The 20,594-nt window shown below is 32.9% G+C and carries 28 protein-coding genes; 26 read left to right on the top strand and 2 right to left on the bottom strand.

The genetic code is table 11. The features are described from left to right. The 22 genes from E0D87_RS09055 (at window position 1) to E0D87_RS00745 (ending at window position 16,011) form a co-directional block, all read left to right on the top strand. Window positions 1–177: a hypothetical protein gene (locus E0D87_RS09055; protein WP_165442715.1), complete on the top strand. Its 177-nt coding sequence runs from the start codon at window positions 1–3 to the stop codon at window positions 175–177. After that, window positions 178–1,488 carry a hypothetical protein gene (locus E0D87_RS00845; RefSeq protein WP_130818974.1) on the top strand — a complete coding sequence of 437 codons (1,311 nt, stop codon included), beginning with the start codon at window positions 178–180 and terminating at the stop codon, window positions 1,486–1,488. Continuing rightward, window positions 1,485–1,967, top strand: coding sequence for a hypothetical protein (locus E0D87_RS00840; protein WP_130818973.1), 483 nt, complete (start codon window positions 1,485–1,487; stop codon window positions 1,965–1,967). Before E0D87_RS00845 ends, E0D87_RS00840 begins: the two co-directional genes overlap by 4 nt. Window positions 1,968–2,010: 43 nt before the next feature. Next, window positions 2,011–2,646: a carbohydrate-binding protein gene (locus E0D87_RS00835; protein ID WP_130818972.1), complete on the top strand. Its 636-nt coding sequence runs from the start codon at window positions 2,011–2,013 to the stop codon at window positions 2,644–2,646. Between the two features lie 31 nt (window positions 2,647–2,677). Beyond that, window positions 2,678–3,046 (top strand): hypothetical protein, encoded by a 369-nt coding sequence (locus E0D87_RS00830; protein ID WP_130818971.1) that lies wholly within the window; start codon window positions 2,678–2,680, stop codon window positions 3,044–3,046. A 105-nt stretch (window positions 3,047–3,151) separates the two neighbouring features. Further along, a complete protein-coding gene (locus tag E0D87_RS00825; RefSeq protein WP_130818970.1) occupies window positions 3,152–3,901 on the top strand; it encodes a peptidoglycan amidohydrolase family protein in 750 nt (249 codons plus the stop codon). 68 nt (window positions 3,902–3,969) lie between these two features. Next, window positions 3,970–4,350, top strand: coding sequence for a hypothetical protein (locus E0D87_RS00820; protein WP_130818969.1), 381 nt, complete (start codon window positions 3,970–3,972; stop codon window positions 4,348–4,350). Between the two features lie 480 nt (window positions 4,351–4,830). Next, the gene (locus E0D87_RS00815) at window positions 4,831–5,034 is read left to right on the top strand and encodes a type II toxin-antitoxin system HicA family toxin (protein ID WP_130818968.1); all 204 of its coding nucleotides are present in this window, start codon (window positions 4,831–4,833) and stop codon (window positions 5,032–5,034) included. A gap of 32 nt (window positions 5,035–5,066) precedes the next feature. Continuing rightward, window positions 5,067–5,471 carry a type II toxin-antitoxin system HicB family antitoxin gene (locus tag E0D87_RS00810; RefSeq protein ID WP_130818967.1) on the top strand — a complete coding sequence of 135 codons (405 nt, stop codon included), beginning with the start codon at window positions 5,067–5,069 and terminating at the stop codon, window positions 5,469–5,471. 336 nt (window positions 5,472–5,807) lie between these two features. Next, complete coding sequence (locus tag E0D87_RS00805) at window positions 5,808–6,749, top strand: ABC transporter ATP-binding protein (protein ID WP_130818966.1); 942 nt, start codon at window positions 5,808–5,810, stop codon at window positions 6,747–6,749. Between the two features lies 1 nt (window position 6,750). Continuing rightward, a complete protein-coding gene (locus tag E0D87_RS00800) occupies window positions 6,751–7,836 on the top strand; it encodes an ABC transporter permease (RefSeq protein WP_130818965.1) in 1,086 nt (361 codons plus the stop codon). After that, window positions 7,823–8,941: an ABC transporter permease gene (locus E0D87_RS00795; protein ID WP_130818964.1), complete on the top strand. Its 1,119-nt coding sequence runs from the start codon at window positions 7,823–7,825 to the stop codon at window positions 8,939–8,941. The genes E0D87_RS00800 and E0D87_RS00795 overlap by 14 nt, the downstream gene beginning before the upstream one ends. 100 nt (window positions 8,942–9,041) lie before the next feature. Further along, a complete protein-coding gene (locus tag E0D87_RS00790) occupies window positions 9,042–10,286 on the top strand; it encodes a S1C family serine protease (RefSeq protein WP_130818963.1) in 1,245 nt (414 codons plus the stop codon). A 148-nt stretch (window positions 10,287–10,434) separates the two neighbouring features. Further along, entirely contained in the window at window positions 10,435–10,758 is a 324-nt protein-coding gene (ylxM, locus tag E0D87_RS00785) for a YlxM family DNA-binding protein (RefSeq protein ID WP_130818962.1), read from the top strand. Window positions 10,759–10,769: 11 nt separating this feature from the next. Then, a complete protein-coding gene (gene ffh / locus E0D87_RS00780; RefSeq protein WP_130818961.1) occupies window positions 10,770–12,107 on the top strand; it encodes a signal recognition particle protein in 1,338 nt (445 codons plus the stop codon). Window positions 12,108–12,132: 25 nt separating this feature from the next. Further along, window positions 12,133–12,378, top strand: coding sequence for a 30S ribosomal protein S16 (rpsP, locus tag E0D87_RS00775; RefSeq protein WP_004834865.1), 246 nt, complete (start codon window positions 12,133–12,135; stop codon window positions 12,376–12,378). Window position 12,379: 1 nt separating this feature from the next. Further along, window positions 12,380–12,604, top strand: coding sequence for a KH domain-containing protein (locus tag E0D87_RS00770; protein ID WP_130818960.1), 225 nt, complete (start codon window positions 12,380–12,382; stop codon window positions 12,602–12,604). Next, window positions 12,601–13,089 (top strand): ribosome maturation factor RimM, encoded by a 489-nt coding sequence (rimM, locus tag E0D87_RS00765; RefSeq protein WP_130818959.1) that lies wholly within the window; start codon window positions 12,601–12,603, stop codon window positions 13,087–13,089. The genes E0D87_RS00770 and rimM overlap by 4 nt, the downstream gene beginning before the upstream one ends. Then, window positions 13,082–13,798 (top strand): tRNA (guanosine(37)-N1)-methyltransferase TrmD, encoded by a 717-nt coding sequence (trmD, locus tag E0D87_RS00760; RefSeq protein ID WP_004834851.1) that lies wholly within the window; start codon window positions 13,082–13,084, stop codon window positions 13,796–13,798. Before rimM ends, trmD begins: the two co-directional genes overlap by 8 nt. Then, the gene (gene rplS / locus E0D87_RS00755; RefSeq protein ID WP_004834868.1) at window positions 13,776–14,123 is read left to right on the top strand and encodes a 50S ribosomal protein L19; all 348 of its coding nucleotides are present in this window, start codon (window positions 13,776–13,778) and stop codon (window positions 14,121–14,123) included. The genes trmD and rplS overlap by 23 nt, the downstream gene beginning before the upstream one ends. A 203-nt stretch (window positions 14,124–14,326) precedes the next feature. Next, on the top strand, window positions 14,327–15,061 hold the full coding sequence (locus E0D87_RS00750) for an ABC transporter transmembrane domain-containing protein (protein ID WP_130818958.1): 735 nt from the start codon (window positions 14,327–14,329) through the stop codon (window positions 15,059–15,061). A 113-nt stretch (window positions 15,062–15,174) separates the two neighbouring features. Next, window positions 15,175–16,011 (top strand): ATP-binding cassette domain-containing protein, encoded by an 837-nt coding sequence (locus E0D87_RS00745; protein ID WP_165442714.1) that lies wholly within the window; start codon window positions 15,175–15,177, stop codon window positions 16,009–16,011. Window positions 16,012–16,090: 79 nt separating this feature from the next. Here E0D87_RS00745 and E0D87_RS00740 read toward each other — a convergent pair whose 3' ends face one another. Then, complete coding sequence (locus E0D87_RS00740; protein WP_130818956.1) at window positions 16,091–16,837, bottom strand: hypothetical protein; 747 nt, start codon at window positions 16,835–16,837, stop codon at window positions 16,091–16,093. Beyond that, window positions 16,838–17,542 (bottom strand): hypothetical protein, encoded by a 705-nt coding sequence (locus tag E0D87_RS00735; RefSeq protein ID WP_130818955.1) that lies wholly within the window; start codon window positions 17,540–17,542, stop codon window positions 16,838–16,840. A 169-nt stretch (window positions 17,543–17,711) separates the two neighbouring features. On the opposite strand from E0D87_RS00735, the gene ylqF reads away from it, so the two are divergent. From ylqF to dprA, 4 genes are read left to right on the top strand one after another with little or no spacing between them, the layout of a single operon-like run. Next, entirely contained in the window at window positions 17,712–18,548 is an 837-nt protein-coding gene (ylqF, locus tag E0D87_RS00730) for a ribosome biogenesis GTPase YlqF (protein WP_130820165.1), read from the top strand. Next, window positions 18,545–19,174, top strand: a complete 630-nt coding sequence (locus E0D87_RS00725) for a ribonuclease HII (protein ID WP_130818954.1) — start codon at window positions 18,545–18,547, stop codon at window positions 19,172–19,174. The genes ylqF and E0D87_RS00725 overlap by 4 nt, the downstream gene beginning before the upstream one ends. Next, a complete protein-coding gene (locus E0D87_RS00720) occupies window positions 19,161–19,511 on the top strand; it encodes a YraN family protein (protein ID WP_130818953.1) in 351 nt (116 codons plus the stop codon). The genes E0D87_RS00725 and E0D87_RS00720 overlap by 14 nt, the downstream gene beginning before the upstream one ends. After that, entirely contained in the window at window positions 19,495–20,592 is a 1,098-nt protein-coding gene (dprA, locus tag E0D87_RS00715) for a DNA-processing protein DprA (RefSeq protein WP_242618424.1), read from the top strand. The genes E0D87_RS00720 and dprA overlap by 17 nt, the downstream gene beginning before the upstream one ends. The last annotated feature ends 2 nt before the right edge of the window (window positions 20,593–20,594 follow it).

The raw sequence follows: 20,594 nt of genomic DNA, 5'->3' as shown, positions 1-20,594 counted from the left end.
ATGGCAGATATAATTACAATTTACTCAGATATGCTGGCTAAAAGTAACCACGATGTAGCGTTACTTACAGCTATGAACATTGATTTAAAAGAAGAAAATCAACAACTTAAAAAAGAGCTAGAAGACTTTAAAGAAATTAAGAAAGAAGTAGATAAAGACGAAGAAGTGGAGGAGTAGATGGACACTACAAACCTAAGGCAGATAGCAGGCGGAACAGTCATCAAGCAAGCTGATAGGTCTTCTACTATGTCTTTTATCCTTCAAGATGCTATAGGTAGAGAAGTAGACCTTGACGGTCAAACAGCACAAGTTGCCTTATACACTTTAAAAGGTAAATACTGGGAGATTACAAGTCGAGTGCAAGGCTCTATAGTCTCTTTTTCTTTGCCTGGAAACTTAAGTGAAGATGACTATATCCTTGACATAAGTGTAGCAGGCTATGTCTTTCCATCTGATAGGGACTTTATCATAAGGGTAGTTAAAGGGTTCAGAGACCTACCAAATACTGAAAGAGCAGAAAGAGCGAAACAAACTTTTGAAGAAATTAGAGATGGTGTTGAAAAGGAGTCCGAGAAAAGGCTTGAAGGTCAGCTTGAAAAGATAGATGAGAAAAGCGAAAGCACTATCCAAGCTATAGAAAAAGACGGACAAGAGTATATAAAGCTTATCGGTACAAACAAGGAATCCGCAGTAGCTGAGATTGAAGCTAAGAAACAATCATCTATACAAGAAATCAATAAAAAAGCTGATTTAGCAAGTGTAGATGTAAGCAATCAGCTTAAAGAGTATGCTAAGCAAAAAGATGTGGATAATATTTATACGGCATTAGCTTCTGAATTAGGAGAACAAATTGGTAATTTAAGTGTGTCACTAGGTGACAAAGCTGATAAACAACATACTCACGCAATGAATGATGTTAGTGGTTTAACAAATGAAATTCACCGTATAGAAGGTCTAATAACATCTACAAACGGTGTTGTAGATGACAAAGTAGACAAAGAAGTAGGTAAGGAGCTATCAGATAACAACTTTACTAACGATTATAAAACAAAACTTGACAATCTAGATAAAACCCTTGACTTAAAAGCAGGTAAAGAAGATGTGAAAAATCAAGTACAAGAAGTAAAAGACCTTATATTTGATAGTAATGTGAGATATCAAGATAATATGATTTACACCTTAGATACTGTGGTAGAAGGTGGAGAAGTAAAGATAAAACCTAAAGAAATTGGAAAACTTGTAGAAAATGACTTTTTAAAAGTTCAAGTTGATACTGATGTGTACAATCTTAGGATCAAATCAAGTAATAAAGGGGTTATCCTTTTTTATAGCATGACTGATGAATCTTTAAGATATGCAATCCATGTAACCCCAAATATAAGTGACTATCAAATTAATTTTGGTAAAAAAGTAAAAGGTGAAATGATTTTTACTACCGTATCTATGCCAGAGGATAAGGTATCAATCATAAGAGAGGAGGGACTATGAGAATAAATGAGAATTTGCTCCTAAATAATAATAAACTAACAGTGCCTAGTTATGAGAAAGGAAAAGCTATAATAAGTTTTAAAGATGGAAAAATTTACTTTGATAACTTAAACTCTTTCATATCCAATATGACTGTAGATGGAGCAAATGAAACACTATCCGAAAGTATAGATCCAAACGCCACATACTACGTAGGGGTATATGGTAAAATCGATAAAACTTTAAAGATATACAAAGGTGATACTTATAAGACTGCTAAAACTATTGGTGACTTCCACTATATAGAAATTAAAGGGGATAAGATAAAAGGGGCGACTTATATTTTATCTAATGAGAGTGCCAATGGATACATTTATGGACTAGGAGTGTATAAGGATTATCCTTCTGATGTTTACGTGCCTAATAAAAAGTCTTTAGAAGTTAATTTACAAAACTTATATCCACCAGAGGGAGAATACAAGGAAATACAAGCGATTTAAGAGAGTTTGACTCTCTTTTTAAATACAAATTTAGGAGGAATTTATGTACAGAATTCAAAAAGCATATTACACAGGAACGGACGAGACCAAGGTAAGACTCACACTACAAGAGCCTTACAGGGACTTTGTCGTAAGCTTTAAGGGGGACTTATCAGACCTTTCTGATGATATCCTAGAGCAAAGAGCTATATCTAAGCTAGCAAGGGAATTTAATCCAAGTAAAGCTCTTGATGACCTAGTACAGATACAAGAAGAGCAAGACAGGACTATAAAATCTATACTTAAAACTATCACTTTAGCTAAAGACTTATCAGACGATCAAAAGGAAGAAATCTTATCAAGATATGATGAGTACAAGACAGATAAGGCTTACCAAGAAGGGGATAAATTCACCTACCAAGGAAAAATATACGAAGTTATCCAAGCTCACACAAGCCAAACTACATGGATACCATCTGAAACACCAGCACTTTATAAGGAATTTCTAAAGGTTAAAATCCAAGATGAAGAAGGAAATACAAGCGAAGTAGTGGCAGAGTTTAAAAAGCCTACAGGTGCCCATGATGCCTACCAAAAAGGGGACAAGGTAAGCTTTGAGGGGGCTATATATGAGTCAATCATAGATGCGAATGTTTTTAGTCCTACCGAGTTTGCAGACGGGTGGAAGAAGATAGGATAAAATTAATTACTCACAAAAGGTAGGTGATAAAATGACACTTGATTGGTTGGCAGCAGTTATAGTTAAAAATGGTCCACTAGTAATAATAGCAGCAATCTTCTTGAAGACATATATAGATGATACTAATACTAAAAGAGAAGAGAGGAGAGAAGATAGACAGTTACAGAAAGAAAGTAACCAAAAGCTAATTGATCTAAATGAAAAGTTTGCGGTAAGTACTAATGGAACTAATAGCAAACTAGGCGGATTGTCAGAGAAACTAGAGGTACACTCTACTTCTTCTGGAGCTTCCCTTGCTGAAATTAAGCAAGGGGTCAAGAAAATACAAGAGGATGTTACTGTTTTAAATACTAAAGTTGATAATATTATAATTGATAATGAGAAGGAAAATGAGGACTAGTAAAAACTAGTCCCTTTTATGTGCACACGGATATGCACAAAGTAAAGAAAGAACGTTGAAATTTAGAGAAAAAATTATCATAAGCATTTACACAAGGAGGTTAGTATGGGAAGTGTAAAGAAAATGGTAGATTATGCCAAAAGCAGATGGCATCAGCCTAAGTATGTGATGGGTGGCGGCAGAATAGGGGCAGAAGCCGACTATTACAGTGATACTGACGATTGCTCATCTTTTGCCTTTAAGTCCCTTAAAAAAGGTGAGTTTATCCCTGAATCAATGTGGAATGGTTCTACGGAAGACCTTTTTAGACTTGCACGACAAGGCAAGTACCTAAAAGAGATTTCTTACTCAGAAGTAAGACAAGGCGACATCTTTGTAAAAGGTGTAGAAGGTGCAAGCGGTGGAGCATATGGACACACTGGTATCTTTTTAAGAAAAGGCGAGATAATTCACTGTAACGCTGGCTCAAACTGGACTGTCACCACAAATGACGAATCTGAGGGATATTGGTGGTATCTAGATAATTCTGACTATCCAGTGCGATTTTTCAGACCAATAGGGGCGAATGATACACCAAAGCCAAAAAAGAAAAACACTTCATCTACTAAATGGCATAAGGTTAAAGATGAAGATTGGCATGGCCTAACTACTACCGTATGTAATGTGAGGGCGTATCCAAGTACGGATGCACCAATAGTAGCACAATACGGAGCGTGGGAAAATATCTACTACGACTCTGTATATGAAGGAGACGGATATCGTTGGATATCTTATATTGGTGATGCATCCGGAAAAAGACGATATGTAGCTTATAGAAGACTTAGTGGCGATACTACACCTTGGATGATATTTTAATTTAAAATAAATCTTAAAGCGATTACGAAAGTAGTCGCTTTTTTAGTGCTAAATTTTAGGAGGAAGAAATGAACAATATAGTTACAAACATAATATTGACAATTTTAACAGCTGCCCTTTTTATAGGACTTAAATATCTTACAGAGTATATCAATGAAAACAAGTACAAAATCAAAGATGAAAGAGCAAAAAGAGCGATAGAAAAAGCTTTGGAAATTGTAAGTTTGGCAGTAAATATTACAAATCAAACTTTTGTACAAGAACTAAAAGACAAGGGAGGTTTTGGAAAGAAAGAAGCAGAAGAAGCTTTCAATGCTACCAAGGTCAAAGTTATCGAAATGCTGGATAGCGAAACAAAAAAAATCCTAGAAAACGAATTTGAAAATTCCAATAAATTTTTAAATGAAGCGATCGAAGCCAAAGTTTGGGAAAATAAAAATAAAAAGTAGTAAAATCTAGTAGAATAAAGTTCTACGTAATATCATGCTGCCCCGTCATTATGTTGGCGGGGCTTTTTTGAATGGTATAGTATAGATACCTGGTCGTGCTTTAGGCTGACTGCGAAATTTCCCGCCTTATGGTGGGATTTTTTGTTTGTGGTATAGTATATAAGGCTAGTCGGAAAGCGAAAAAGTCCTTTCGTGAGTAGGGGAAAGATAGAAGTGTCTATCAAAGGTGAAATTGGAGATGGTTTTTTATAAACTGTCTCTTTTTTTGTGCCTAAAATTAAAAGTAATAAAATTATAGTTGATATCAGTATACCTATAGTATGCCTAAAGATATAAAATCGCTTATATCATGAATTAGGGTCTATGCCAGTGATTGCAAGGGGTACAGGGAATATGTTATATATTATTTATTTTTCTTCTGTACAATCTTGACACACGTATAATAACACGTATATTATTAATGTAAGGAGGACGCTTCTTATGAAGAGTTATAACTCAAAAGAACTACTCAAGATACTTAAAAAGAACGGTTGGATTGAAACAGGAGTCCAGAGGGGGAGTCATAAGTACTTGATTAATCCAGATAAACCTGGATTAGGAAAAGTTACTGTACCCTGTCCTAGAGATTCTTATCCAATCAGGACTTTAAAAAGTATTGAGAGACAAACAGGGGTTAAATTATAACCCCTAAGTTCTTAAATTAAAGGGGTGATTTTATGAAAGATAAGTACGTATATCCTGCACTTTTTTCTTACGATGAAGACGGTATTAGCATAGAATTTCCAGACTTACCAGGATGTTTTTCATGTGCTGATACAGATGAAGAAGCTTTATACATGGCTGAAGATGTATTAGGATTGTGGATGGTGGAATTAGAAGAAGATAATGAAGAAATACCAGTGCCTACTAATTTAAAAGATATAGAAGTCGGAGATAATCAAAAAACAGTATTAGTTAGTGTTTGGATGCCAACAGTAAGAAAGGCAATAAATAATAAGTCTGTAAAGAAAACATTGACTATTCCTCAATGGTTAGACATAATGGCTAGAGAAAAAGATATAAATTTTTCTTACATTCTCCAAGAAGGTCTAAAAAAAGAATTAAACTTGATCAATGAGTAACTACTTATACGAAAGGGTCATAGGTCCTCCTTTTTTGTTTTATAAAAGAATACAAGGATCAAGAGAATTTAAAAAGGAGACCTTAAGCCTCCCTTATTATTGTGTGGGCAACATGTGGGTAACCTACAAACATTTTCAGCTAGTGCCACCTAGTGTGAGCTAGTCATTATCTACACCTTTGTAATTTCAGCGTTTAAGTATCGCTTTTATCCCGCACCAATAAGTGCAAGACGCTGAGAAATCAGCGTCTTTTTTATGCTTACTTTACATTTTCTTTACCTAATCATTACTTTATCAATTTATATGATATGTTATAATATTTAAAAGGAGAATGTTATGGCGGATAAAATAATAGAGGTTAAAGGATTGACTAAAAAGTATGAGGATCTTGTAGCTGTTGATAATTTGGATTTAGATTTGTATAAGGGCGAAATATTAGGTTTATTGGGTCCAAATGGTTCTGGCAAGTCTACTACTATTGCTTGTATTTTATCTTTACTCAGTAAAGATAGTGGATCGATAAAGATCTTTGGTGAGGAAATGAGTCCTGCCTCCTATGACATAAAAAGCAAGATAGGAGTTGTTTTCCAAGATGTAGGAGTCTATTATGAATTGAGTGTCTATGAGAATATTGATTACTTTTGTGGACTTTATATAAGAGATAAGGACAAAAGAAAAGCATACATACAAGAAACAGTAGATTTAGTTGGACTAGGAGATTTTCTTAAGTTTAAACCTAGAAAACTTTCTGGTGGTCTTTTGAGGAGACTTAATATAGCTTGTGGCATTGCCCATAAACCAGAATTAATTATTTTTGATGAACCGACTGTCGCGGTCGATCCCCAATCGAGAAATAATATTTTGGAAGGCATCAAAAAGTTAAATAAAGACGGAGCAAGTATAATTTATACCTCTCATTATATGGATGAAGTTGAAAGTTTGTGTGATTATATTGTTATTCTAGATAAGGGCAAAGTTATCGCCAAGGGTGATAGTGATAGTCTTAAAGATATGATTGATCTTGAGGAAAAGATATCTTTTGAATCAGATAATATTTCAGATGAGGCTATCCAAAAAATAAAATCAATTGATTCATTAATTGACGTTTCTGTATCCGGTAGACTTGTTGAGCTTAACTTTTCTAAATCAAATAATAATATAAATAAGCTTATTGATATTTTTGATGCTTATAGTGTAGATTACGATCATCTAAGTTCTTCGAGACCAAGCCTTAACGATGTATTTCTTGAGATAACTGGAAAAGAATTGAGGGATTAGTATGTTTTTACATAACTTTAAAAATACCTTTATGGTGATTATTAGAGATAGGTTTCTAATCTTTTGGTCTTTGGTATTTCCTATAATCTTAGGTTTCTTTTTTAGTATAGCTTTAGGAAATATGTTTGATTCGTGGGAATTTGAACCTATAAATGTTTCCGTTAATGAAAGTTTAAGAGATGATATATATTTTAATAACTTTTTAGATGAACTAGAAGATGAGAAAATTATAAAAATCAAAGAAGGGGTAAAGCTATCTGATGAAGAAGTTACTGCTTCCATAAAAGATTATGACAAGATTGTATTTAAAAAATCTGGTATTTATGAGTCTTTGATGGAAAATATCTTAAATAACTATCTTAGAAAAGCAAATATGTATAAGAGAATATCTAAAGATAAACCGGAGTATGATATCGCAAATTTAGATGTCAATAAGAATCATATCGTAGATAAGTCAAGGAAAAATCTTAATATAATAAATACCTTTTTCTATTCATTAATAGGTATGCAGGCTTTATATGGATATAGCTTAGGTCTAATGATCGTATACAAACACGAGGCGAATTTATCCACACTTGCTAAAAGAAACTCTGTAGCTCCTATTAGTAAGACTACAAATTTGCTTTCTTCGTTGTTAGCTGGGTTTATAGTTAATTTTATAATTGTTCTTTTTACTATTTTTGTTTTTAATAAACTATATGGAATAGATTTTTCTAATAAGATATTGCCGTTAATTTTTCTTGTTGCACTTTCTAGTATGTTTGGTGTGTTGTTTGGCATTCTAATAGGTGTATCCAATAAAGCTACAATTGAGATCAAAAATGGTATTGGCATTGCAATTACCATGCTCTTATCATATTTGTCAGGAATGATGAACTCAGACACAAAGATTATTATTCAAGAGAAATTTCCTATAATGTTCAAATTAAACCCAGTATCCCTTATAAATGATGGAATGTATAGCTTATACTACTATGATGGACTGGATAGATATTGGCAAGATATTAAGTATCTAGCATTATTAATATTAGTTTTTGGCTTTATATCTTTTATATACACAAAGGGGAAGCAATATGATAGTATTTAGAAACTATTTTAAAATTGTAAGGGGACATTTAAAAGCTATAATAATGTATGCTCTTATATTCATACTTCTTGTTGTATTTTCGAATAAAAGTGGTAATGATACTAGCAATTACATTAAGGCAAGAGCCGATATCTATATAGAAGATTTGGACAATAGTGATTTATCGAGAGCCTTTATAGACCATCTTGGAAGAGAAAATAACATACTTGATTTAGAGGGGAAAAATATAGATGACAATCTCTTCTATCAAATAATAACGGTCTATATAAAAATACCTAGAGATTTTGAAAATACTAGACAAGTGGAAATAAAGACTAGTCCATTGGATAGTTATTCTATATATGTAAAAGATTCTATAAATCTTTTCTTAAATCAAATAAAAAGCTATGAAATATCAGGTTATGATACAAAAGATGCAATAAAATATACCGAGGAAGATTTCAATAAAAATGTAGAAGTTTCTTTGGAGAATAATTCAAGGTCAAGTTTGGGAGAGAATGTACTTAATTACTTTAACTTTTTATCATATGCCTTCCTCAACCAAATAATATTAGTAGTTTCTTTAATAAGCTTAACTTATAAGAAAAAAAGTATAGCCAATAGAAATTCGGTAGCTCCTATTAGCAAATTTCGAGAAAATTTAGAAATACTTTTAGGAAATTTTGTTTTTGCTATTATATCGTGGGCTGTATATATTATCTTGTTTATAGTGCTTAATGGGATGAGATCGATTGATGAATCATTTAAATTACTTCTAATCAACTCTTTAGTTTTTGTTTTAGTTACAGTAAGCTTAGCTGTATTTATTTCAAATGTAGTAGATAAAGGTGGAGTTGTTACTGCTGTAATGAATATATTTTCTCTTGGTTCATCATTTTTAGCTGGTGTTTTTGTACCGCAGAGTCTACTATCTCAAAAGGCGCTTACGATTGGAAAGTTGTTTCCTAGTTTCTATTATGTAGCAAATAATGAGTTGATTTTCTACAATTTTGATAAAGAAATTTACATTAAAAATATTCTTATACTAGTAGGCTTCGGAGTTATACTCGCTATATTGAATTTCGTAATAGATAGAATAAAGATAAAAAAATTAGAAAGTTATTAATTAAATGAAGAAGTTTTCTAATTTTATATGAATTTAATTACAAAAACAAAGTGTTACCACAAATATTTTGTATGATAGATTAAATAGGAGGTAGACTTTAATGAGAAAGAATAAAGCACATGGAGGCTTTTCACATTTTATATCAGCTCTTTTGGGAGCTGTAGTTGGTGGTTTTGTTATTTATTTTCTCCTCGGTGGAGCAATGAATAATGATAACACTTCAACAGAAAACAATGATAAACCAAATCAAATAGAAAGTAAGGAAGAAAAGAATACAAGCAAAGATATTAATATTAAATCTGATGATTCTATGGAATCAGTTGTTGTAAAGAAGTCAATTGATTCTGTGGTTGGTATCAATACAATATCTCAAGTTACTCAAAGATCTTTCTTCGGTCAACAACAAGGTTATGTTGAGGGTATCGGTTCAGGTTCTATAGTAACTGAGGATGGATATATTGTGACTAACTCTCACGTTGTAAGCAATGGCGATGTCACTCAAATTAATGTTTTATTCTCAAACGGGGAAACTGCTGATGCTGAGCTTGTTTGGAACGATGCTTCGCTAGATCTTGCTATTATAAAGGTAGATAAGAAAAATCTTCCTGCAATAGAGCTTGGAGATAGTGATGAAGTAGGTATAGGTGATAGGACAGTTGCTATTGGTAACCCACTAGGATTTGAACTTCAATCAACTGTAACTAGCGGTATTATCTCTGGACTAAATAGGTCTGTTAAGTTTAATACTGGTGTTACAATGGATGGACTAATGCAAACAGATGCCGCAATAAATGCTGGTAACTCTGGTGGAGCTTTACTAAACTCAAGAGGAGAGCTAATAGGAATTAATACTGCTAAGGCAGGTAATAGCGACGGAATTGGTTTTGCAATTCCTATCAATACTGTAAAACCTGTAATAGAAAAGGTAAGAAAAACAGGCAAGTTTAACTCTGTTTATCTAGGAATAACTGGTCAATCTATTGATTATCTAAAACAAATCCCTAATTTCAATGCTGAAAAACTTGGTGTTGATGAAGGAGTGTATGTTGTTTCTATTTTCGATAAGGATAGCCAAATAGAAGAGGGTGATGTAATAACAGCTGTTGATGGCAAAGAAGTTACTGATATGAGCTCTCTAAGAAAAATCTTGTTGAGCTATTCTGTAGGGGATAAGGCGACCATTACAGTATATAGAGATGGCAAGAAAAAGAATTTGGACCTTGAGTTTAATATAGATACATCAAATGTAGATGAATATAACAAGGCAAAACCAAGTTCTAAAGATGAAAACACTAATGAAGATATGGACGAAGGATTATCTAATCCATTTTTCAATCTTCCATAAATCTAAGAAATAAGATAAATATCTTTTAAAATTAAGCTAGGAGAAATCCTAGCTTTTTTAATATATCTAGGTCAATATTTTTTGTTGACTTAGCTAAAACAAGGGTGTATAATGGATAGGTCAAGTAAAAGACTTGACAGGTGATTTTATGGAAAAAATAGTAAAAGTGGCTCAATTATTCGATATATACGGCGCACTTCTTAATGAAAAACAAAGAGATGTTATTAATTGTTATTACAACGAAGATTTATCCCTTCAGGAGATTGCAGACAATACTGATAGGAGCAAGCAAGCTATATCAGATATGATCAAAAGATCTGAGGATAAATTATTTGAGTTTGAAGATGAGCTTTCTTTACTGAAAAGCCGCGAGGAACTGAAAGATTCTCTTATTAGTATAAGAGAGCTGATGGAAAGTTCAAATTATGAATTAGCAATTAGAGAAATAACAGACGTAATAGATGCGATTTAGAGAGGGATGCTATGGTATTTGAAGGCCTTTCGGAAAGACTCCAAGAGACTCTTGGTAAGCTTACAGGAAAAGGAAAATTAAGTGAAAAAGATATAGATGCCGCTATGAGAGAGATTAGACTCTCTTTACTAGAAGCAGATGTTAACTACAAGGTCGTAAAAGATTTTGTAAAGACAATCAAGGAAAGATCACTTGGGCAAGATGTTATGACTTCCCTATCACCAGGTCAAATGGTTGTAAAGATTGTAAACGAAGAGCTAACTGCTCTTATGGGAAAGGAAAATTCCAAGCTAGACTTTAAGGGATCTACTCCTCATATAGTAATGATGGTAGGACTTCAAGGTTCAGGTAAGACTACTCATTCGGGTAAGCTTGCCCTAAAGTTAAAGAAGGAAAATAGAAACCCAATGCTTACTGCTCTTGATATCTATAGACCAGCAGCTATTGAACAACTTAAGGTTGTAGGTAAGACTGCAGGTGTAGAAGTATTTGACAAAGATAAGCAAGACCCAGTAAAAACCGCAAGGGAAGCAAAAGATTATGCAAGAAGCAACAATCACGATGTCATAATCCTTGATACGGCAGGACGTTTACAAATTGATACTGACCTTATGGATGAGCTTAAAAATATAAAAGAAGCTGTAAATCCAGACGAAATCCTACTCGTTGTTGATGCAATGACAGGTCAAGAGGCAGTCAATGTTGCAAAAACTTTTGACGAATATCTAGACATAACAGGAGTAATTCTAACCAAGCTAGATGGTGATGCAAGAGGTGGTGCAGCCCTTTCAATCAGACAAGTTGTTGGAAAACCAATCAAATTTATAGGTGTTGGTGAAAAACTAGAAGACCTAGAGCCTTTCCACCCAGATAGGATGGCAAACAGGATTTTAGGAATGGGAGATGTCCTTTCCCTAATAGAAAAAGCTGAAAAAGAGCTATCTATAGAAAACGCCAAGGAGCTTGAACGTAAGATGCGTGAGCAAACTTACACCTTGGATGACTTCATGGAACAAGTTCAACAGATTAGAAATATGGGTCCATTGGAAGATCTTCTAGCCATGATTCCAGGAGTTAACTCAAAGATGCTAAAGGGAGTTAACGTCGATGATACTGGATTTGTGAGAATTGAAGCTCTAATAAATTCAATGACCAAAGAAGAAAGGGAAAAACCTGAAATAATTGGCAAGAGCAGAAAAGAACGTATAGCCAAAGGTTCAGGGGTTGATGTAAAAGAACTTAACAAATTGCTCAAACAGTTCAAAGAACTGAAAAAAATGATGAAGAAAATGACAGGCATGACAAAAAATAAAAGAGGCAGAAAACTTCCAAAGATGCCTTTCTTTTAAGCCTAAACTAAAATAGGAGGAAACAATGGCAGTTAAAATTAGATTAAAAAGAATGGGACAAAAGAAAAAACCATTTTACAGAGTTGTAGTAGCAGATTCAAGAAGCCCAAGAGATGGTAAATTCATCGAAGAAATCGGAATTTACAATCCAATCTCAAATCCAAAAGAATTTAGAGTGGACAATGAAAAAGCTAAACAATGGATTAAAAACGGTGCAAAACCAACATCTATAGTTGAAAAATTATTCAAAGATAACGACGTATTAGCATAAGATGAAAAACCTAGTTGAATTAATTGTTAAAGAATTAGTAGAAAACAAAGACGCTGTAATTATCGAAGAAACTAGCGAAAATGGAGAAGTAGACCTACTAATCCATGTAGCAGAAGAAGATAAGGGCAGAGTTATAGGAGTTCGTGGAAACATAATAAATTCCATCAGAGCCATAGCTAGAGCAGCAGCGATCAAGGAAGATGTTAAGGTCAACATAAGAATATGAGAATAACAGTTGCAGAGGTAATAACAACCCACGGCATTAGAGGAAATGTTAAAGTTAGACCATTTTCCGATAATGAGAAGAGGTTTGATAAAGGATCTAAAGTTTATATAGGAGATGAACTTCTAACAATAGAAGACTCCTTCGACCAAAAAGGATTCAAGGTTCTAAAATTTGTAGAATACAACGACATAAATGATTCCCTGAAACTTGTCGGAAAAGATATAACCATAGATGAAAAAGATCGTGGCAAGCTTTCTGATGGAGAGTTTTATATATATGAAATGATTGGACTTGATGTTTACTCCAATGGGCAAAAAGTGGGTAAAGTCAAAGACATAATCAGTGGAGTTTATCCAAACGATGTATATGTTATAGAAAAAACTGACAAGATAGAAGTCCTATTACCAGCATTAAAAACTGTAATCACAAATGTTGATATAAAAAACAAGAAAATAGAAGTAGATAACCTAGCAGATTATGAATAGAGTTACCATACTTACCCTATTTCCTGAAAGTTTTGAGTTCCTTAAAACTTATGGGGTAATAGGAAAAGCAATTCAAAACAAAAAACTAGAAATAAATTTAGTAGATATAAGAGACTTTAGCAATAACAAGCACAACCATGTAGATGATACAGTATACGGCGGGGCAGCCGGCATGCTTATCAGACCCCAAGTTATATATGATGCTTTGATGTCTGTGAAAAAACCAGAATCAAAAGTCTGCTACATGTCAGCAGCAGGCAAGAAATTAAATCAGAAATTAGCAATCGACTTTGCAGAAATTAAAGATCTAATCATAATTTGCGGTCATTATGAAGGAATAGATGCGAGAATTACTAACCATTATATCGACTATGAAATATCTATAGGCGATTATGTACTTACAGGTGGAGAAATCCCAGCCATGGTGCTTATAGATTCAATGGCAAGATTTATAGATGGAGTTGTAGGAAAAAGGGAATCCTTGACTACAGACTCTCATTACAATACTTTATTGCAACAAGATGAATATACCAAACCTCGTAACTTCAACGGATACTTCGTTCCAAGTGAGCTTGTAAGCGGAGACCACAAGAAGATTGCCGCTTGGAATAGGAAAAGTGCAATAGAGAAAACTAAAAGAGTAAGACCAGACTTATATGAACAATTCTTACGAGAGGAGAGCAAAGATGGATTTAATCAAAAAAATTGAACAAGAAAACCTACGTGAAGAAAAATTTGACTTTAGAGTAGGTGATACAGTAAGACTAAGCTACAGAATCAAAGAAGGTGACAAAGAAAGACTTCAAGACTTTGAAGGAACAGTAATCTACATCAACGAAGGTGGAATAAACAAAACTTTCACAGTTAGAAGAATCAGCTATGGAGTTGGAGTAGAAAGAACATTTGTATACAACTCACCAAAAATTGAAAAACTACACGTAGTTAGACGTGGTAAAGTTAGAAGAGCTAAACTTAAATACCTTAGAGATCGTCAAGGTAAGGCAGCTAAAGTTAAAGAAAAAACAAATTATTAAGAAAAAGAAGGACTCTTGCAAAAAATGCAAAGGTCCTTTTTTAGTGGCAAATTTAGAAATTTTATAATTTATTTATTCAAATATTTACTAACCTATCTAATGAAAATTAGTATAAAAAACGTATAGTTATTAGTAATAAATTAATAACAAACTAATTTATTAAAGTGATAATATAATAATTGTACATAACGAAGGCGGATTATATGAAGGGAAAATTAGATTATTGTAAGGGTGGATTTAGATTTGTAAAAATCAATTGGATTTTTGTTGTATTTATACTTGTATCTATATTTAGCGATTTGGAACAATATTTTCTAACCAAATTAATAGAGAGATTTTCTAAAATTGTTACATACAAGGATGCTACTTTAATTAAATCTACTGTTATATTTTTTATTTTGTGGGCTGTGATTTCTTTTTTTCTCAGATTTTCTAGGTCAAAGATTAAGGCTAAGGTTTCGTGTATGTGGAACATTAGAGTGAAAAAAGACTTGATGGAAAATATTTTAAGGAGAGATCCTATATATTTTGAGAGCAAAGACAAGGCATCGTACATATCACTCTTCAATAATGATTTGAAATTTATTGAGGAAAACTATATTTTTGCCATAGATAGGATAGTATCAAGTATTTTCCTTCTAGTCTTATGCCTAGGATATGGATTTACTATAAATGTTGAAATAACAATGATTATATTCGCTTTTGGGATAATAATCATGATAATTTCTAAGATAATTTCATCCTTATCTTCTAATGAGAACGAAAATTATATGAAATCTATAAACAAATACAACGAAATCTTAAATGATTCTTTTTACGTTTATGGAACTTTGTTTAGGTTTAATAAGACGAGTCACTTTCTTAAAAAATTTGACCAAAAACAAGGGAAAATGAAAAGATCCATCAGAAATCTGTTTTCCTCAATGGTTCTAGGATAAGTATAATAAACGAATCATCTTTAATACTTCAGACTTTCTTGATGCTTCTATCAGCTCTTTTTGTCTATTGGGGGAAAATTGAAGATTTCTATTTTCCAGTTCTTCTAAGTTTGATGAATATTATAATTTGGCCAATGCAAGAGATTGCTGATAGCTATGGTGACATCAATTCTACTAAAAAAATAAGACAGAGAATACAAGATGATTATTCTAAAAAAGAAAATCAAATATCTAGTTTAGATAGTTATAATAAAAGTGATATCTCTAAAAATCAAGATATTCTATTTGCTGACGTGAGTTTTTCTTATACTAATAAAAAAATTTTAGATAAAGCATCATTTTCCATAAACAAAGACGAGCACGTTATTATAAGTGGTGCAAGCGGAACAGGAAAATCAACTATTTTTAAACTTATTACCAAAGAGCTTACTGCAAAATCTGGAAATATTTTTATAAAAAATAATAATATAGACGCTCTTAGTAGACAAGAAATATACGAGGATATTTCAATAGTAGCCCAAAAACCAATGATATTTAGAGATAGTATCCTAGCAAATATTGTCTTGTTTGAAACTCCAGATGAGATTGACTATGAGAAGCTTGATAAAGCAATCAAGAAATCTGGACTATATAAATTGCTTGACACCCTAGAAGATGGCTATCACGCTGTAATCAAAGATGCGGGATCTAACCTATCTGGTGGGGAGATGCAAAGAATAGAAATTGCGAGAGCCTTATACAAGGATAGTTCGATTATCCTTATAGATGAGGCGACATCTGCTCTTGATTTAAAAATGGCAAGCGAACTGGAAAAGATTTTCGCCAAACTCGATAAAACAATCATATCCATTTCTCACAGAAGAGATATAGACTACAGCAAATACTATGATAAAATAATTGAAATAAAAGATAAGAAAACCATAGAAACTAAGGATTTTAAGTTAGTGTAAAAGAACCGCTAAATCTGTGAAATTTTAATATAAGAAAAATGCTCATTCCTTTTATCAAGGTTTGAGCATTTTATATTTGTTATTGACCAACCATTTCTACGAAAGGATATCCATCGTTAACTATTGCAAATACCCTTAGTTCATTTCCTATTTTCCCAACACCTTCACTTACTGACATATTTAGCCAAGTCCTAGCTCCTTCACCATCTGGGATTTCGTCGATGTTTTTAAAAGGTAGGTAGAGGGTTAGGCTTTCTACTGGCTTAGGATCATTTATATCTGATGTCTCTAGTCCATGAGGCACAGCAATATATTCTTGATCTCTGCCATACGAATCTTTTTCATAAATACCAGGTTCGGGACTAGTTCTTTCAAAGTTTTTTACTTTTAACTTGTAGGTGTAATCGTCAATTTTTTCTCCCATTTCAAATTGACCCTTGCCTGCTGCTAAGTATATGTGATCCATATCAGCATCAGAAAATTTTATTTCAAAATTACCCTTGTTATCTTTTATATCTATGAAACTTGCCCAAGCTCCAGCTCCAGATGATAAAACAAAAGATTTGCCACTTAACTCGCTTATAACCTTATCGTCTGTGAGTCCTCCTTTTGTTTGGGTGGATGGTGCTTCACTTTTTGTATCATTTTTTACATTTGTCTTAGGCTTTATTTGGCTTTCGTCAACTATTAGGTTGTGATAAGAAAATGCTAGGTCATAGTAGTGGTTCTTATCTCCTCTGATTTCTTTTATATCTTTATATTCGCCACTAGCAAAGCTAGTTGGAACTAGACTTAGAAATATCAATGCCGCTAATAATTTTTTCATTTAATTCTCCCTAATAAATTCATACATTAGACCAGGTTTGTCATCTAAAGCTTCTATAAAAAATATGTTGGCATTGTCATCCTTTATATATTTATCTGCCATTTCTAACATTTGTCTATTAGTATCGTCTAAGGAACTAACTTTAGTTTTTGGTAGGTGGATTAGGTATTCACTGCCTATCATATCTTCCTTGAAAAATGTCCAATCTACATATTCTACATTAATGTCTATGCCTCCCATATTTATTTGCTCTTCTTGACCTGTTGGAGTTTCCATTTCTAACTTAGCAAGCTTTACCTTGTAGGTTAAATCATCAATCTTTTCAACATAGTCTAGCTTGCCATTGTATAGACCAATGTAGGCGGCATCACCGTTTCCGCTTTTAATCATTCCATCAAAATAGCCATCATTATATAGAAAGATTGATTCGACCTTACTAGCTACACTTGGTATAGCGAACTTCTTTGCCTCTATTGTTTTGAAAAACGCCTGTGCCTCATCACTTTTCTTAGATAGGTTTTTGTCGGATTTTTTAGCTACTTCTTCTTTACCATTTTTAGTATCTTTATCTGTTGCGGTATTAGTTTTATTCTCTACCTTATTTTCGGTTTTTACTCTAACATTTACCTTGTCATTTGAGCTTTTGTTGCCACAAGCACTTATGCTAAGTAAAACAAATAAAACTGCCAAGATTTTATTACCCATTTCTCTCTCCTTGTTTATTCTTATATATATTATAACTTATATAGAAAAATTTATCATGTTAAATTGCAAAATGGATTACTGTCAGGGTGTATTTCTAAATAATTTATGTATAATATAGATAGTTGTAAATTTTGCATATGGCAAAGAAGATTGGAGAAAAACTATGACAATGAATATAAATTGGTTTCCAGGTCATATGAAGAAGACCAAGGAAATTATTATTGATAATTTAAAACTTGTAGATATAGTTCTTGAAATAATTGATGCGAGAATTCCAAATTCATCTAGAAATCCAATGCTTGACGAAATAATTGCTGATAAGCCTAGAATGATTATTATGAATAAATCTGACCTATCTGATCCAAGTGAGAATAAAAAATGGATAGATAAATTTAAAAGTCAAGGAATACCTGCTATCGCAATGAATTCTAAGGAAAATATAAATGTCGATAGAATTTATAGAGAGGCTAAAAATCTGCTTAGCGAAAAGTTTAAAAAAAATGAAGAGAAGAACATAGAAAATCCTCTAATAAGAATGATGATTGTCGGTGTGCCTAATTCTGGTAAGTCCACTTTTATTAATAAAGTTTCAAAGAAAAAGGGAGCTAAGGTTGGTAATAAACCAGGGATTACTCAAAGCAAACAATGGATAAAGACAGGATCAAATATCCAACTTCTAGATACTCCTGGGGTTTTGTGGCCTAAGTTTGACGAAGAAGTTGGTCTACACTTATCCTTTACAAATGCTATCAAAGATGAAGTTTTAAATATAGAAGATCTAACCCTAAAGTTCTTGGAGGAGATGAAAGAGACAAAACCAGAAGCTCTTAAAGAAAGATATGGAATAAATCCTGAAGATCCTGCTCTTATTATATATGAAGCGATTGCCAAAAAACGTGGAGCAATTATTTCTGGTGGCGACTACGACTATACTAGAACAGCCAACATCATTTTAAATGATTTTAGGTCAGGAAAACTAGGAAAGATTACTCTGGAAAAAGCATGAGATACTCTTTATATAACGATCAGATAAAAAAAGAAATCCATGACAAATATAAGCTAATAGCTGGTATAGATGAGGTTGGCAGAGGACCTTTGGCAGGACCTGTTGTAACCTGTGCTGTGATTATGAAAAGTGATTCTGCTATTGAAGGAATAACAGATTCTAAAAAACTAACCAGAAAAAAGATGCTAAATCTCAAGGAAAAAATCCTAGAAGATACAATTTGTTATGCTTATGGCTACGCAAATCCAAGCATGATAGATAGAGTCAATATAAAAAATGCTACCCACAAGGCCATGGAAGATGCTCTAAACAATCTAAAGATCAAACCTGAGATTGTTTTAATAGATGCAGAAAGAATTGATACCGATATTCCCCAGTTAAATATTGTAAAAGGAGATTTGAATGAATACTCAATCTCCTGCGCGTCAATTCTAGCAAAGATTAGAAGAGATGATATAATGATCAATTTCTCTAAGTTATATCCTAATTATGGATTTGATACTAACATGGGATATGGAACGAAAAAACACTATCAAGGCTTGGAAGAATACGGAGAAACTCCAATCCATAGGCAATCATTTTTAAGAAAATTTCATGAGAGGCAGATGACTTTTGACGACTTATAAAAAAACAGTAGGAGATTTTGGAGAAGACTTGGTTGAAGAATATCTTAGAAACAAAGGCTATGATATTCTTGATAGAAACTTTAGAAAGCACTTTGGTGAGATTGATATAATAGCAAGGATAGATGAAATAGTGGTATTTGTAGAAGTTAAGACTAGAAAAAATAAAGACTTTGCCAATCCAAGCGAGGCTGTAACTATTTCAAAACAACAAAAAATTATAAAAGCAAGCCAAGCCTATCTCATGGAAAATGACTTGACCGATTCAATCATTAGATTTGATGTGGCAGAAGTTATAAGAGTAGATGGGGGGATTAATTACATTGAAAACGCCTTTTAAACTTACGAAAGAAGAAATCTTTTTATATCTAAATTACCTATACATAAATAATTCCCTAATTCTAGAAATGTTTGATAAAACTTCGTTTGAAGATTTTTTTGATAAGGATAGGTTATTCTATGATTTTATAACAGATAAGCAATATGAGAAAATTTTTTCAAATGATAGTTTGGAAAACTTTGCCAAGTATATGGATAAGATTCATAAGTATAAGTACAAGTATGTCACTATATTAGATGATGATTATCCAGAAAATCTAAAGTATATAGATGATAGACCAGCTGTTTTGTACTATAAGGGCGATTTTGACAAAATAAAGGATAAAAATTCCTTGGCCTTTGTAGGATCTAGGAAATGTACAGCCTACGGAAAATGGGCAGCCAAAACATTGGCAGAAAAGATTTCTCTAGCAGGAATAACAACAGTATCTGGTCTTGCCTATGGGATAGATGCGACAAGCCATAAGGCAAGTCTTGATGTAGGTGGGAGAACTATAGGTGTCATAGGGTGTGGTATTGATAAAATCTATCCTAAACAAAACAAGGATTTGTACAGGAGAATTGAAGAAAATGGTCTAATACTTTCTGAGTTTCCCCTAGGAACAGAGCCTGTAGCCTACAATTTTCCACGAAGAAACAGGATCATATCAGGGATTTCTCTTGGGACAGCAGTGATTGAAGCCAAGGAAAAATCTGGAACAATGATTACTGTAAGATGTGCTTTAGATCAAGGTAGAGAGGTATTTGCTGTACCTGGCAATATCAATTCCATTTATTCTAAGGGAACTAACAAGATGATCCAAGAAGGAGCAAAGCTTGTCCTATCTGCAGATGATATAATAGAAGAGCTTTCATATTTGGTTGATATAAATAGGGAGAAGAAAGTTTTAGATTATACAAAACTTGATAAGAACGAAGCTCAAGTGGTAAGATACATTGAGAACTTTCCTAATTCAAGCGCTGATACATTGAAAGAAAAACTAGATTTGGATATAGATGTTATTAATTATCTATTGACTTCGCTTGAGCTAAAGGATTATATAGAAAATATTGGAAATAACGAATTTATCATAAAGGAGTGAGT

Origin of the sequence: Anaerococcus vaginimassiliensis (genome assembly GCF_900626155.1) — a bacterium.
In the GTDB taxonomy this organism is placed as follows: domain Bacteria; phylum Bacillota; class Clostridia; order Tissierellales; family Peptoniphilaceae; genus Anaerococcus; species Anaerococcus vaginimassiliensis.
The sequence above is the reverse complement of the archived record's forward strand: the minus strand, read 5'-3'. Positions and strand labels throughout refer to the sequence as shown.